This window comes from Devosia sp., assembly GCF_024707125.1.
Classification (GTDB): Bacteria; Pseudomonadota; Alphaproteobacteria; order Rhizobiales; family Devosiaceae; genus Devosia.
Genome location: NZ_JANQAH010000007.1, coordinates 661,345 through 674,231 on the forward strand (window position 1 = coordinate 661,345; position 12,887 = coordinate 674,231).

13 protein-coding genes and 1 pseudogene are annotated in these 12,887 nt (G+C 61.0%); all 14 read right to left on the reverse strand.

Annotated features, from left to right (window positions below; genetic code table 11):
- Positions 1-9: 9 nt before the first annotated feature.
- Positions 10-318, reverse strand: a complete 309-nt coding sequence (gene nuoK, locus NVV77_RS08470) for an NADH-quinone oxidoreductase subunit NuoK (RefSeq protein WP_295412284.1) — start codon at positions 316-318, stop codon at positions 10-12.
- Positions 319-333: 15 nt separating this feature from the next.
- Positions 334-942, reverse strand: coding sequence for an NADH-quinone oxidoreductase subunit J (locus NVV77_RS08475; RefSeq protein ID WP_295412085.1), 609 nt, complete (start codon positions 940-942; stop codon positions 334-336).
- 11 nt (positions 943-953) lie between these two features.
- Positions 954-1,442 carry an NADH-quinone oxidoreductase subunit NuoI gene (gene nuoI / locus NVV77_RS08480; protein WP_295412087.1) on the reverse strand — a complete coding sequence of 163 codons (489 nt, stop codon included), beginning with the start codon at positions 1,440-1,442 and terminating at the stop codon, positions 954-956.
- Positions 1,442-2,539 carry an NADH-quinone oxidoreductase subunit NuoH gene (gene nuoH / locus NVV77_RS08485; protein WP_295412089.1) on the reverse strand — a complete coding sequence of 366 codons (1,098 nt, stop codon included), beginning with the start codon at positions 2,537-2,539 and terminating at the stop codon, positions 1,442-1,444. The genes nuoI and nuoH overlap by 1 nt, the downstream gene beginning before the upstream one ends.
- Positions 2,540-2,548: 9 nt before the next feature.
- On the reverse strand, positions 2,549-4,651 hold the full coding sequence (gene nuoG, locus NVV77_RS08490; protein ID WP_295412090.1) for an NADH-quinone oxidoreductase subunit NuoG: 2,103 nt from the start codon (positions 4,649-4,651) through the stop codon (positions 2,549-2,551).
- A gap of 4 nt (positions 4,652-4,655) precedes the next feature.
- Positions 4,656-5,964: pseudogene (gene nuoF, locus NVV77_RS08495) on the reverse strand (NADH-quinone oxidoreductase subunit NuoF).
- Positions 5,964-7,304: an NADH-quinone oxidoreductase subunit NuoE gene (nuoE, locus tag NVV77_RS08500; protein ID WP_295412092.1), complete on the reverse strand. Its 1,341-nt coding sequence runs from the start codon at positions 7,302-7,304 to the stop codon at positions 5,964-5,966. The pseudogene nuoF and the gene nuoE overlap by 1 nt, the downstream one beginning before the upstream one ends.
- A complete protein-coding gene (locus tag NVV77_RS08505) occupies positions 7,304-8,494 on the reverse strand; it encodes an NADH-quinone oxidoreductase subunit D (protein WP_295412093.1) in 1,191 nt (396 codons plus the stop codon). Before NVV77_RS08505 ends, nuoE begins: the two co-directional genes overlap by 1 nt.
- Entirely contained in the window at positions 8,494-9,132 is a 639-nt protein-coding gene (locus tag NVV77_RS08510; RefSeq protein WP_295412095.1) for an NADH-quinone oxidoreductase subunit C, read from the reverse strand. Before NVV77_RS08510 ends, NVV77_RS08505 begins: the two co-directional genes overlap by 1 nt.
- A gap of 9 nt (positions 9,133-9,141) precedes the next feature.
- Positions 9,142-9,723, reverse strand: coding sequence for an NADH-quinone oxidoreductase subunit B family protein (locus tag NVV77_RS08515; RefSeq protein ID WP_295412096.1), 582 nt, complete (start codon positions 9,721-9,723; stop codon positions 9,142-9,144).
- Positions 9,714-10,079 carry an NADH-quinone oxidoreductase subunit A gene (locus tag NVV77_RS08520; protein WP_295412097.1) on the reverse strand — a complete coding sequence of 122 codons (366 nt, stop codon included), beginning with the start codon at positions 10,077-10,079 and terminating at the stop codon, positions 9,714-9,716. Before NVV77_RS08520 ends, NVV77_RS08515 begins: the two co-directional genes overlap by 10 nt.
- A 361-nt stretch (positions 10,080-10,440) precedes the next feature.
- Positions 10,441-11,016 carry a hypothetical protein gene (locus NVV77_RS08525; RefSeq protein ID WP_295412098.1) on the reverse strand — a complete coding sequence of 192 codons (576 nt, stop codon included), beginning with the start codon at positions 11,014-11,016 and terminating at the stop codon, positions 10,441-10,443.
- Between the two features lie 252 nt (positions 11,017-11,268).
- A complete protein-coding gene (locus tag NVV77_RS08530; protein ID WP_295412100.1) occupies positions 11,269-11,844 on the reverse strand; it encodes a hypothetical protein in 576 nt (191 codons plus the stop codon).
- Positions 11,845-12,198: 354 nt separating this feature from the next.
- A complete protein-coding gene (locus tag NVV77_RS08535; protein ID WP_295412102.1) occupies positions 12,199-12,747 on the reverse strand; it encodes a porin family protein in 549 nt (182 codons plus the stop codon).
- Between the last annotated feature and the right edge of the window lie 140 nt (positions 12,748-12,887).

Consider the following 12,887-nt stretch of genomic DNA (forward strand, 5'->3'; position numbering starts at 1 on the left):
GCGGTGCTCTTAGCCCTTCATCAGATTGGCGTCTTCAACCGCGATGGAACCACGGTTGCGATAGAAAATGACCAGGATGGCCAGACCGATGGCGGCTTCAGCAGCAGCCACGGTGAGGATCATCAGCGCGAAGACCTGGCCCTGCAAATCAGCCAAGTGGGCGCTGAAGGCCACGAAGTTCAGATTGACCGCAAGCAGGATCAATTCCACCGACATCAGGATGACGATGACGTTCTTGCGGTTGAGAAAGATGCCGAACACGCCAAGCGTGAACAGGATGGCTGCAACGGTCAGGTAGTGACCGAGCCCGATTTCCAAGCCCATGATAAACCCCTATAGCCCCTGACCGCTCTTGACCTTGACGACCTTCAGCGTCTCGCTCGCCTGACGAGCAACCTGCTTGATCGGATCCTGGCGCTTTGCCGACGCGCGGTGACGCAGCGTGAGCACGATGGCACCAATCATGGCGACCAGCAGAATTGCACCAGCACCCTGGAACAGGAAGAAGTAGCGCGTGTACAGCACGAGACCGAGCTGACGCGTATTGTCCATGGCCGCATCGATCGGCAGACCCGACCCGCTCGCGACTTCTGGCGAGATGAAGAAGCTGCCGGCAACGAGCAGCAGCTCGAGCAGCAGGATCACCCCCACCAGAATGCCGATGGGCGCATATTGCAGCATGCCCTGGCGCATTTCAGCGAAGTCGATGTCGAGCATCATGACGACGAAGAGGAAGAGCACGGCGACCGCGCCCACATAGACGACGATCAGGATCAGCGCGAGGAACTCGGCGCCGGCCAGCATGAAGAGACCTGCGCCATTGACGAAGGTCAGGATGAGAAACAGCACCGCATGCACGGGGTTGCGCGCCGAAATGACCATGAAGGCCGAGACGACAGCAACCGCCGAGAAGAGGTAGAAAAAGAATAGTGGAAGGGTCATCCTCTTCCCTCTCAGCGGTAAGGCGCGTCGGCTGCAAGGTTGGAGGCGATTTCACGCTCCCAACGATCGCCGTTTTCAAGAAGCTTCTCTTTGGAGAAGTAGAGCTCTTCGCGCGTTTCAGTTGCGAATTCGAAGTTCGGGCCTTCGACGATGGCGTCCACCGGGCAGGCTTCCTGGCAGAAGCCGCAATAGATGCACTTCACCATGTCGATGTCGTAGCGCACGGTACGGCGGGTGCCGTCGTTCTGGCGCGGGCCGGCCTCGATGGTGATGGCCTGGGCCGGGCAGATGGCTTCGCACAGCTTGCAGGCAATGCAACGCTCTTCGCCATTGGGATAACGGCGCAGGGCATGCTCACCGCGGAAGCGGGGCGACACCGGACCCTTTTCGAAGGGGTAGTTGATGGTCGGCTTCGGCGAGAAGAAGTAGCGCATGGCCAGGAAGAAGGCCGATACGAACTCCTTGAGCAGGAGCGTGTTGACGACTTGTGCAGCGCGCATCAGACGATTCCTCCGTGCCAACCCCAGCCCGTGAGCTTGAGGACGAAGGCGACGATCACGACCATGATCAGCGAGAGCGGCAGGAACAGCTTCCAACCGATCCGCATGAGCTGGTCATAGCGGTAACGGGGCACGATGGACTTGGCCATCGCGAACATGAAGAACACCAGGCTCAGCTTGATGAAGAACCAGATGACACCCGGGATCCAGGTAAAGGGCGGCAGATCGATCGGCGCAGCCCAGCCACCCATGAACAGGATGGTGGTCATGGCGCACATCAGGAGGATCGAGATGTATTCGCCAAGCATGAAGAGCATGTAGGGCGAAGCCGAATATTCGGTCATGAAGCCGGCGACGAGTTCGGATTCACCTTCTGCCAAGTCGAACGGCGGACGGTTGGTTTCGGCGAGAGCCGAAATGTAGAAAATCACGAACATCGGGAAGAGCGGGATCCAGAACCAGTTCAGGAACGAGAGCCACGGCACGCCGAGCATGTGGGCGAGGCCCATTTCCTTCTGCGCGACGACGATGTCATTCAGGTTCAGCGAACCGACGCAGAGCAGCACGGTGATGATGACGAGGCCGATCGAGACTTCGTAGGACACCATCTGGGCGGCAGCGCGAAGCGAGCCGAAGAAGGGGTACTTCGAGTTCGAGGCCCAGCCGCCGATGATCACGCCATAGACGCCGAGCGAGGAAATGCCGAGCAGGTACAGGATGCCAATGTTGATATTGGCCATGGCCCAGCCATTGTCGACCGGCACGACGGCCCAGCCGGCGAGAGCCAGCGTGGCAGTCAGGAGCGGCGCGAGCAGGAACAGGGCCTTGTCGGCGCCGGCCGGAATGATCGGCTCCTTGAAGACGAACTTCAGCAAGTCAGCGAAGGACTGCAGAAGGCCGAAAGGACCGACGACGTTGGGACCGCGGCGCATCTGGACGGCAGCCCAGATCTTACGGTCGGCGAGAAGGATGAAGGCCGTGAAGACAAGCAGGGCAACCAGCAAGGCCAGGGCCTTGTAGATGAAACCGATCTGCACGCCCCAACCGAGGAAGGGGATGCCGAGCAGATAGTCGAGGGCCGTAGTAACGAAATCCATTGTGGTCCCCTACTCCGCGGCCTGCCGGAGACCGGCAGCCAGCGCGGCGCATTCACCCATGACGGCCGAAGCGCGTGCAATCGGGTTGCTGAGATAGAAATCGGCGACGGCCGAACCGAACGGCGCCGACTTGGTCTTGATAGCAGCCTTGGCGAGCTTGCCGAGGTCGGCAACCTTGCCCGGGGCGATCTCATCGACATTGGCCAGGTGCGGGAATTCGGCATAGAGGGCCGAACGCAGCTGGGCCAGCGAGTTGTACGGGAGCGGCTTGCCGATGGCGCCGGAAAGGGCACGGAAAATGGCCCAATCTTCCTTGGCGTCGCCCGGCGGGAACACGGAACGGGCGGTCTGCTGGACGCGGCCTTCGGTGTTCACATAGGTGCCCGACTTTTCGGTATAGGTCGCAGCCGGCAGGATGACGTCGGCGCGGTGTGCACCCTGGTCGCCGTGCGAACCGACATAGACGACGAATGCCTTGCCCATGGCGGACATGTCGTATTCGTCGGCGCCGAGCAGGAACAGGACGTCGAGTTCGCCCTTGCCGGCCAGAGCGATCTGGTCAGCCGAGCAGACGCCGCCGTCATGCGGCACGAAGCCGATGTCGATGCCACCAACGCGGCTGGCCGCATTGTGGAGCAGCGCGAAACCGTTCCAGCCCTCGGCGACATTAGCGCCGGTGGCGAGCTTGGAGGCAATCGCAATGACATCGCGGCCGACCTGCTTGCCGAGGCTGGCATGCGAGACAGCGGCTTCGCCGACGATGATGATCGGACGCTGGGCCTTGGCGAGGATTTCGCCGAAGGAGCCCTTGCCGGCAGCAACGTCAACGAGGGTTTCAAAGCCTTCGCCGAGATAGTCGTAGGTGTAGGTGAGGTCGGCGCGTTCGCCGATCACGCCCACGGGGATGTTCTTGGCGCGCCAGGTCTTACGGATGCGCGCGTTGATGAGCGAGGCTTCCTTGCGCGGATTGGCGCCGATGATCAGCACGGCGTCAGCTTCTTCAATGCCGGCAATGGTCGGATTGAAGATGTAGGCCGAGCGCGGCATCGAGGGATCGATGCCCGACATGGCAGGACGGACGTCGGTATTGCCCGAACCGATCGAAGCGAGCAGGCCCTTGAGGGCGTACATTTCTTCGACGGCAGCGAGATCGCCAGCGATGGCGCCGACCTTGTTGCCGGCCTTCTTCACGCGAGCGGCAACAGCCGACAGGGCTTCTTCCCAGGTGGTGGCCTGGAGCTTGCCGTTCTTGCGAACGTATGGGCGATCGAGGCGCTGGTTTTTGAGGCCATCCCAGATGAAGCGGGTCTTGTCGGAGATCCACTCTTCGTTGATGGCTTCGTTGACGCGCGGCATGATGCGCATGACTTCGCGGCCACGGCTATCGACGCGGATGGCCGAACCGACGGCATCCATCACATCGATGGATTCGGTCTTGGTCAGCTCCCACGGACGGGCGTTGAAGGCATAAGGCTTGGAGGTCAGAGCGCCAACCGGGCAAAGGTCGATGACATTGCCCTGGAGTTCGCTCGACAGCGCCTTTTCGAGATAGGTGGTGATCTCGGCGTCTTCGCCGCGACCAAGCAGACCCATTTCGGCAATGCCGGCGACTTCGGTGGTGAAGCGGACGCAACGCGTGCAGTGAATGCAGCGGTTCATCGAAGTCTTGACCAGCGGCCCGATGTACTTGTCTTCGACAGCGCGCTTGTTTTCGTGGAAGCGCGACTTATCTACACCGTAGGCCATGGCCTGGTCCTGAAGGTCGCACTCGCCGCCCTGATCGCAGATCGGGCAGTCCAGCGGGTGATTGACCAGCAGGAATTCCATCACGCCTTCACGGGCCTTTTTGACCATGGGCGTGTTGGTGAACATTTCGGGCGGCTCGCCATTGGGGCCCGGACGCAGGTCCTTGACCGCCATGGCGCACGAAGCCTGCGGCTTCGGGGGACCGCCCTTCACTTCGACGAGACACATGCGGCAGTTGCCCGCGACCGAAAGACGGTCGTGGTAGCAGAAGCGCGGGATTTCCGCGCCGGCGGCTTCCGCTGCCTGCATGAGGGTGTAGTAATCAGGGACTTCGACGAGCGTGCCGTCTACCTTGATCTGTGCCATCGGCTCACTCCGCCGCAATCGACGGCACGGCGCCGTCGCTGGTCGAGGACCAGGTATATTGATCGATCCGCGCTTCGATCACGTCACGGAAGTTGCGGATCAGGCCCTGGATCGGCCAAGCGGCCGCGTCGCCAAGGGCGCAAATGGTGTGACCTTCGATCTGCTTGGTGACCGAGAACAGCATGTCGATTTCGCGCTTCTGGGCGCGGCCTTCGACCATGCGCTCCATAACGCGCATCATCCAGCCGGTGCCTTCACGGCACGGCGTGCACTGGCCGCAGCTCTCGTGCTTGAAGAAAGCAGCGATGCGCCAGATGGCCCGGATGATGTCGGTGGACTTGTCCATGACAATCATGCCGCCGGTGCCAAAGGACGACTTCTTTTCGCGCAGACCGTCAAAGTCCATCACGGCAGTCATCATGTCTTCGCCGCGCACGACGGGGCACGAAGCGCCACCCGGGATAACGGCGAGGAGATTGTCCCAGCCGCCGCGGATGCCGCCGCAGTGCTTTTCGATGATGTCCTTGAAGCTTTCGCCAAGGGCTTCTTCGAAGGTCGCCGGCTTGTTCACATGGCCCGAGACCATGAACAGCTTGGTGCCGACATTGTTCGGGCGGCCGATGGACGAGAACCAGGCGCCGGAGCGACGCAGGATTTCCGGGACGACGGCGATCGACTCGACGTTGTTGACGGTGGTCGGGTTGCCATAGACGCCCATGCCGGCCGGGAACGGCGGCTTGAGGCGGGGCTGGCCCTTCTTGCCTTCGAGCGATTCCATCAGTGCGGTTTCTTCGCCGCAAATGTAAGCGCCGGCGCCGTGATGGACGATGATGTCCAGATCCCAGCCGTGGATATTGTCCTTGCCGATCAGCTTGGCGTCGTAGGCCTCCTGAACGGCTTCCTCTAGGCGCTGACGTTCGCGGATGAATTCACCGCGGACATAGATGAAGGCCAGGTGCGCATCCATGGCGCGCGAGGCGATCAGGCAGCCTTCGATCAGATGGTGCGGATCGTGACGCAGGATTTCGCGGTCCTTGCACGTACCGGGCTCGGATTCGTCAGCGTTGACGAGGAGATAATGCGGACGGCCATCGCTGACCTTGGGCATGAAGCTCCACTTGAGACCAGTGGGGAAACCGGCGCCGCCACGGCCGCGCAGGCCCGAACCCTTGACCTCGTTGGTGATCCAATCGCGGCCCTGATCGAGAAATTCCTTCGTACCAACCCGAGGAGCCACGCGCACGCGCGCCTTCGAGGCGCCAGTCGTGCTGGCCGTAGAGGTTGGTAAAAATGCGGTCTTTATCAGCGAGCATTAGCGCGGGTCCTTCCCGAACACCTTGCGATATTCCTCAACCCCGCCGCGGGCGAGGACTTCGGCCTGTTGCAGCCAGTTGTCACGCGCAACGCGACCCTTGAAGTTGAGACTGGATTCCAGAGCCGTGATCTGATCCGGCGTCATCTTCGCAACCTGGCTCCACTTGGTGATGCCAACTGCGTTGAGCTTGCCTTCGAGGACCGGACCAACGCCCGAGATCAGCTTGAGATCGTCTGCAGGGCCTTCCTGCTTCTGAAACAGGGGCGTGGGGCCACCGGTCTCAGCCGTCGGGCTCAGGCCTTCGGCGGGAGCAGCAACGACCTTCTTGGTCGATTTCTTCACCGAGGTGGCGGCAGCGTCGCCAGCGGGGGCATCGGCCGACTTCTTGCCGGGAGCCTTGCCGCCATCAACCTTGGCCGCCTTGGATTCGGCGCCGACAGCATCTTCGCGCATTTCCTTGGCGGGCTTGCCGGTTGCCTTTGCCGAAGCATTGGCGGCCTTGCGTTCGCCTTCGGCCTTGGCCTCGGAAACCTTGGCTTCCTTGGGCGTACCCTTGAGGGCAGGCGCGGATTCTTCCGAAACATCCTTGGGCTTGGCGGCCGTGGTCGGCGCGGGAGCCGCAGCGGCCGGAGCCGGCGCAGCGGCCGCTGGAGCGGGCGCGCCTGCGGTAGCTGGCGCTGAACCTTCCGGCGGCGGGGGCGGCACGAACTTTTCGCGCTTGGCCGTCGGCTTTTCGAGCAGGGTCGTCTGACCGCCTTCGGCGGCAGCGTTCAGGCGCTCGATCTGGGTGCCCGGCTTGATGGTGTCGCCCTTGCCGGCCTGGAACGCATCGATGATTTCTTCGAGGCGACCGGCCGTGAGGTCTTCATAGGTGTCGTGGTAGATGGTGACCATCGGTGCGTTGACGCAGGCGCCAGCGCATTCGACTTCTTCCCAGGACAGCGTGCCATCTTCGTTGAGATGGTGCGGATCGTGATGGATCTTGCTCTTGCAGACCTCGATCAGTTCCCCTGCCCCGCGCAGCATGCACGGCGTGGTACCGCAAACCTGAACGTGGGCACGCGTGCCGACGGGCTGCAGCTGGAACTGGGTATAGAAGGTCGCGACTTCGAGCACGCGGATATAGGCCATGCCGAGCATCTCGGCGACCTTTTCAATGGTCGCGCGGGAAACCCAGCCGTCCTGATCCTGCGCACGCATAAGCAGCGGGATAACGGCAGACTGCTGACGGCCGGCCGGGTAAAGCGCAATGCGCTTTTCGGCCCAGGCCTGATTAGCATCACTAAAGGCGAAACTTGCCGGCTGAACCGACTCGTCTGCAAGGCGTCGCACGCTCATCAGCGATCAACCTCTCCGAACACAATATCAATCGACCCGAGGATCGCGGTGACGTCTGCCAGCATGTGGCCGCGGCAGAGCCAGTCCATGGCGCTCAGATGGGCAAAGCCCGGGGCGCGGATGTGACAGCGATAGGGCTTGTTGGTGCCATCGGACACCACATAGACGCCGAACTCACCCTTGGGCGCTTCGACGGCGGCGTAGATCTCGCCGGCCGGAACCTTGAAGCCTTCGGTGTAGAGCTTGAAGTGATGGATCAATGCTTCCATCGACTGCTTCATCTCACCGCGCTTGGGCGGAACGACCTTGCCATCGACAGAGGCCACAGGGCCCTTGCCTTCCGGCGCGTTCAGCTTTTCGACGCACTGCTTCATGATCTTGTTGGCCTGCCGCATTTCTTCCATGCGGATCAGGTAGCGATCGTAGCAGTCGCCATTGGAGCCGGTCGGGATATCGAAATCCATTTCGGCATAGGCGTCGTAGGGCTGGGCCTTGCGCAGATCCCAGGCGGCGCCGGAGCCGCGGACCATGACGCCCGAGAAACCCCTGCCCCATGCTTCTTCGAGCGGGACGACGCCGATATCGACGTTACGCTGCTTGAAGATGCGGTTGTCGGTGAGGAGCGTGTCGATGTCGGCGAGTGCTGCGGGGAATTCGTCGCAGAAGGTGCCGATGTCGTCGACGAGCGCCTGCGGCAGGTCCTGATGGACGCCACCGGGACGGAAATAGGCAGCGTGCATGCGGGCGCCCGAAGCGCGCTCATAGAAAACCATGAGCTTTTCGCGCTGTTCGAAGCCCCAGAGCGGCGGGGTCAGCGCGCCGATGTCCATGGCCTGAGTGGTCACGTTCATCAGGTGAGCGAGCAAGCGGCCGATTTCGGCATAGAGCACGCGGATCAGCTGACCACGGCGCGGCACTTCGATGCCGAGCATGCGCTCGACGGCCAGGGCAAAGGCATGCTCCTGGTTCATCGGGGCCACGTAGTCGAGGCGGTCGAAATAGGGAACCGCCTGCAGGTAGGTCTTGTATTCGATCAGCTTTTCAGTGCCGCGGTGCAGCAGGCCGACGTGCGGATCGACACGTTCAACAAGCTCGCCATCGAGCTCGAGAATCATGCGCAGCACGCCGTGGGCCGAGGGGTGAACCGGGCCGAAGTTGATCGTGAAATTGCGGACGTCGACTTCTGACATCAGTTCTTCGCCTTCTCGTCACCGGGCAGCACGTAATCCGTACCTTCCCAAGGCGACAAATAATCGAACGAGCGGAATTCCTGAGCCAGGGCAACCGGCTCATAGACCACGCGGCGGCGCTCTTCGTCGTAACGCACTTCCACAAAGCCAGTGAGCGGGAAATCCTTGCGCAGCGGATGGCCGTCAAAGCCATAGTCCGTGAGGATGCGGCGCAGGTCGGGGTGGCCGGAGAACAGCACGCCGTAGAGATCGTAGGTCTCGCGCTCGAACCAATCGGCACCGGCGAAGACGCCGGTGATCGAGGGAACGGGCGTTGCCTCATCGGCCTGCACCTTGACGCGGACGCGCTGGTTCAAGTGCGGGCTCATGAAGTGGTAGACCACGTCAAAGCGGAATTCGCGCGAGGGATAGTCGGCGCCGCACACATCAACGAAGGAGATGAAACGGCACTTTGCGTCGTCACGAAGGAAGGTGACGACGTCGACGATGGAATCGCGCTGGGCGGTGATGGTCAGGTCGCCGAAGGCGTGTTCGAAGCCGGTTACTGCCTCGCCGAGCGAGGCAGCAATGTGTTCGCCGAGGGCGACCAGCGGGTGGACTTCGATGACGGGCTCGACGGTTTCAACAGTATCGGTCATGGCCCGGCCCTATCGCTCGATCGTGCCGTCGCGGCGGATCTTCTTTTGCAGCAACAGGATGCCGTAAAGAAGCGCCTCGGCGGTCGGAGGGCAGCCGGGGACATAGACGTCCACGGGCAGGATGCGATCGCAACCGCGCACCACCGAATAGGAATAGTGATAATAGCCGCCGCCATTGGCGCAGGAGCCCATGGAGATGACGTAGCGCGGCTCGGGCATCTGGTCGTAGACCTTGCGCAGAGCGGGCGCCATCTTGTTGGTCAGCGTGCCGGCGACGATGAGAACGTCGGACTGGCGCGGCGAAGCGCGCGGTGCGGTGCCGAAGCGCTCGATGTCGTAGCGGGGCATCGACATCTGCATCATTTCAACGGCGCAGCAGGCCAGGCCCGTCTGCATCCACATCAGCGAGCCGGTACGGGCCCAGGTGATGAGCTGCGACACGGTGGTGACGAGGAAGCCCTTGTCGGCCAGCTCGTTGTTCACGCCTACAAAAAACGGATCTTCGGCGCCGAACGGCTTGCCGGTTGCCGGGTCGAGAGCGCCGGTGGGACGGGGAGTCACCAGCGTCGCGTTGGAGGGGCTCAATCCCATTCCAGAGCTCCTTTGCGCCATTCATAAATAAAGCCGACGGTCAGCACGCCGAGGAAGACCATCACCGACCAGAAGCCGAACCAACCGATGTCGTGGAAAGCCACGGCCCAGGGGAAGAGGAACGCCACTTCAAGGTCAAAGATGATGAAGAGAATCGACACCAGATAGAATCGGACGTCGACCTTCATGCGCGCGTCGTCGAAGGCATCGAAGCCTGCTTCGAATGCGGACAGCTTTTCCGGATCGGGCTTGCGGTAGGCAACAAGCCACGGCGCCACGAGGAGCGCACCACCGATGACGGCGGCAAGTCCGATAAAGAGAAGGATTGGCAGGTAATTGCTGAGCAAGTCAGTCATGCGGCAGCCTAAGGTTCGAGCCGGTCGGAGGGTCCCGGCGATCCGCGAGGCGAGCAAGCAATTGGGGCGAGCCGACCACCGCGTCAGTTGATGGCTAGGGCTTAGACCTTCCCCTAAATGGTTTCAAGGGAAAGAAAATATGACCTGAAAAATCATATATCTAAGCCGCATGGCTGGAAAAGCTTATGGCTTCAGAGACGTGAGTTTGACGTAAATATTGGCGCGTGCAATGCGAATTTTGGAACAGGCTGCAAGCGCAATTGGCGCCCGATTATGTCGCGAATAAACGAAAACGGCGAGTCGATACCGACTCGCCGTTCGCAAGACTGGAGGATGGCGGGACGAGCCCGCCAGCCAAATCTTAGAAGTGGTAGAAGACGCCGACGGTTGCCTTGGCGGCTTCAAAGAACTGGTCGCCAGCAGCGTTGGAGAAGTCACCCTGGCCGACGACTTCACCGCGTACGGTGATCGCATCGGTAACGGCGAATTCAACACCAGCACCGAGCTGGTACACGCCTTCCGAACCGCCACCGACGGTCGAAACGCCAACACCACCGATTGCGTAGATCAGGGCAGCGTCGGTCACGACAGCACCAGCGCGCAGGTTGGCGAAGAATTCGCCGCCCGAGTTGACGCTGTTCCAGGTGTAGTCGCCGGTGACTTCAACGCCGAGCAGCAGCGGATCGACGGGGATGAAGTTCACGCCGACGGCAGCACCGATGACGCCATAGGTCGAGCTCAGAGTGTGGTTGGTGTAGGCATTGGTGCCGGTCCACTGACCACCGGCGCGAGCACCGATGTAGAGGCCTTCCCAATCAAAACCAGCAGCTTCGTAGATCGGCTGCGGGGTGGTCGGGATGATCAGGTCCGCTGCCGAAGCGGCGGCGGTACCAAGAGCGGCGATCGACACGCCAATAAGCAGAGAACGAACAGACATTTTAAGCCCTCGAAGATTTCGTTGGTAACTTACTCTAACCTGACAGAGCCACACGCGCCCCGCAATGGGTTTGGCCTTCACATCGCCCAAAACGTGTCGGCTTTTCGGCAAGTGTAGCCAATCGACAACACCAGACTTCGCACTTGTTAAATCATTGGTAATAAACGCAAACGGCGAACCGGAAACCGGTTCGCCGCCTGGGTTTGCAAGACTTGTTCCGCAACGGCCTGAGCCGTCGCGAAAAATAGTGTCTTAGAAGTGGTAGAAAACGCCGACGGTTGCCTTGGCCGACTCAAAGAACTGGTCGCCAGCAACGTTCGAGAAGTCACCCTGGCCAACGAGTTCACCGCGGACGGTGATCGCATCGGTCACGGCAACTTCGACGCCGCCACCAAGCTGGTAGACGGATTCGGTGGTGTTGCCGGTGGTGTTCACGCCAACGCCGCCGAGGGCATAGACGAGCACGGAGTCGGTGACGACAGCGCCAGCGCGGAGGTTGGCGAAGAATTCACCCGACGAGGTGTTGTTTGCCCAGGTCCAGTCACCGGTGACTTCAGCACCGATCAGGAACGGATCAACCGGGATGAAGTTCACGCCGACAGCAGCACCGACAACGCCATAGGTGGTGTTGATGGTGGTGTTTGCGTACTGGTTTGCACCAGTCCACTGGCCGCCAGCGCGGACACCAGCATAGAGACCGGACCAATCGAAGCCAGCAGCTTCATAGATCGGCTGCGGGGTGGTCGGGATGATCAGATCAGCAGCCTGAGCGCCACCAACCATGAGTGCAGCGGCAGCAACGCCGAGCGAGAGAGAACGTACAAACATATCTTGCACTCCCATAGAGTTAACCGTAGTCGACCGGACTAATGACTCAAGGGAGAAAAAGAGGCAACCCCGCGCCAACACATATTGGGCGGTGCGGATAAGTTTTCATGACCAAAACGACCCGAGTGTTGCCTTTAGGTCTCGGAATTGGTCCAGTTTGATACAAATTGACGCATTCAGCCTTGGATCAGCGCCCGAATTTGTGACCGGACACCAGCCCAAATATGGCTGTTGGAGGGCACGCTGCCACATTGTTGCCCGAAATGCAAATGGCCCCGCAACAATTGCGGGGCCATTTTTAGAGATTCGATCAGATTCGCCGATTCTACCGACGAATCGTGGCTGCGGAGCGGGTCAGAAGTGGAAGGCCGCCCCAACCGTGAACTGATCCTTGGCATTGCCGCCATTGAGCGGGAAGCCGTGAAGGTATTGTGCCCGAACCGAGACATTGTCGGTCACGGCCAGTTCGACACCGCCTCCGAGCAGGACGTCATCTTCTTCCGGCACGCCGAGATCGATGCCATAGCCGCCGGCTGCGTAAACGACGACATTGTCGGAAACGACGAGACCGGCACGACCGAGGATCTGGCCATAGCTGGTATTGGTGTTGCCGCCGGTGATCCCCTGTACCGCAACTTCAGCACCCAGAAGGTAGAAGTCGAATTGGGCATTCACGCCGGCCATGGCGCCGGCACCATATTGCATGCCGCCAACCGGGCTATTCTGGATGCCGCCATAGACGCCGGCATAAAAACCGTTCCAGTCAAAGCCGGCTGCTTCTTCATAGATGGGCAATGCTGCCGGTGTGCTCGTGGGCACGGTAATCAAGTCGGCGGCGAAGGCCGAGCCCGACATCAGGGCGGTGGCAAGCGTTGCCAGGGCGATCTTGTGAGACGAGCGCATCGCGTTTCTCCTTAGCACTACAACCAGCAGGTGGGAGAAGAACGGAAGAATGATCCGCGCGTTCCACCACTGGTTTTCCATGACCGCCGGGCGATGCCGATGTGCAACACCGACTCCGGCGACCGGCAAGGAAGTTCGCC

What these genes read in the sequence shown, in the direction of transcription:
- nuoH (WP_295412089.1), bottom strand. Translation starts at nt 2,539, where the DNA reads ATGGATTTCGTTACTACGGCCCTCGACTATCTGCTCGGCATCCCCTTC.
- NVV77_RS08525 (WP_295412098.1), bottom strand. Translation starts at nt 11,016, where the DNA reads ATGTCTGTTCGTTCTCTGCTTATTGGCGTGTCGATCGCCGCTCTTGGT.
- NVV77_RS08520 (WP_295412097.1), bottom strand. Translation starts at nt 10,079, where the DNA reads ATGACTGACTTGCTCAGCAATTACCTGCCAATCCTTCTCTTTATCGGA.
- nuoI (WP_295412087.1), bottom strand. Translation starts at nt 1,442, where the DNA reads ATGCGCGCTGCACAAGTCGTCAACACGCTCCTGCTCAAGGAGTTCGTA.
- nuoE (WP_295412092.1), bottom strand. Translation starts at nt 7,304, where the DNA reads ATGAGCGTGCGACGCCTTGCAGACGAGTCGGTTCAGCCGGCAAGTTTC.
- nuoG (WP_295412090.1), bottom strand. Translation starts at nt 4,651, where the DNA reads ATGGCACAGATCAAGGTAGACGGCACGCTCGTCGAAGTCCCTGATTAC.
- NVV77_RS08515 (WP_295412096.1), bottom strand. Translation starts at nt 9,723, where the DNA reads ATGGGATTGAGCCCCTCCAACGCGACGCTGGTGACTCCCCGTCCCACC.
- NVV77_RS08505 (WP_295412093.1), bottom strand. Translation starts at nt 8,494, where the DNA reads ATGTCAGAAGTCGACGTCCGCAATTTCACGATCAACTTCGGCCCGGTT.
- NVV77_RS08510 (WP_295412095.1), bottom strand. Translation starts at nt 9,132, where the DNA reads ATGACCGATACTGTTGAAACCGTCGAGCCCGTCATCGAAGTCCACCCG.
- NVV77_RS08535 (WP_295412102.1), bottom strand. Translation starts at nt 12,747, where the DNA reads ATGCGCTCGTCTCACAAGATCGCCCTGGCAACGCTTGCCACCGCCCTG.
- NVV77_RS08475 (WP_295412085.1), bottom strand. Translation starts at nt 942, where the DNA reads ATGACCCTTCCACTATTCTTTTTCTACCTCTTCTCGGCGGTTGCTGTC.
- NVV77_RS08530 (WP_295412100.1), bottom strand. Translation starts at nt 11,844, where the DNA reads ATGTTTGTACGTTCTCTCTCGCTCGGCGTTGCTGCCGCTGCACTCATG.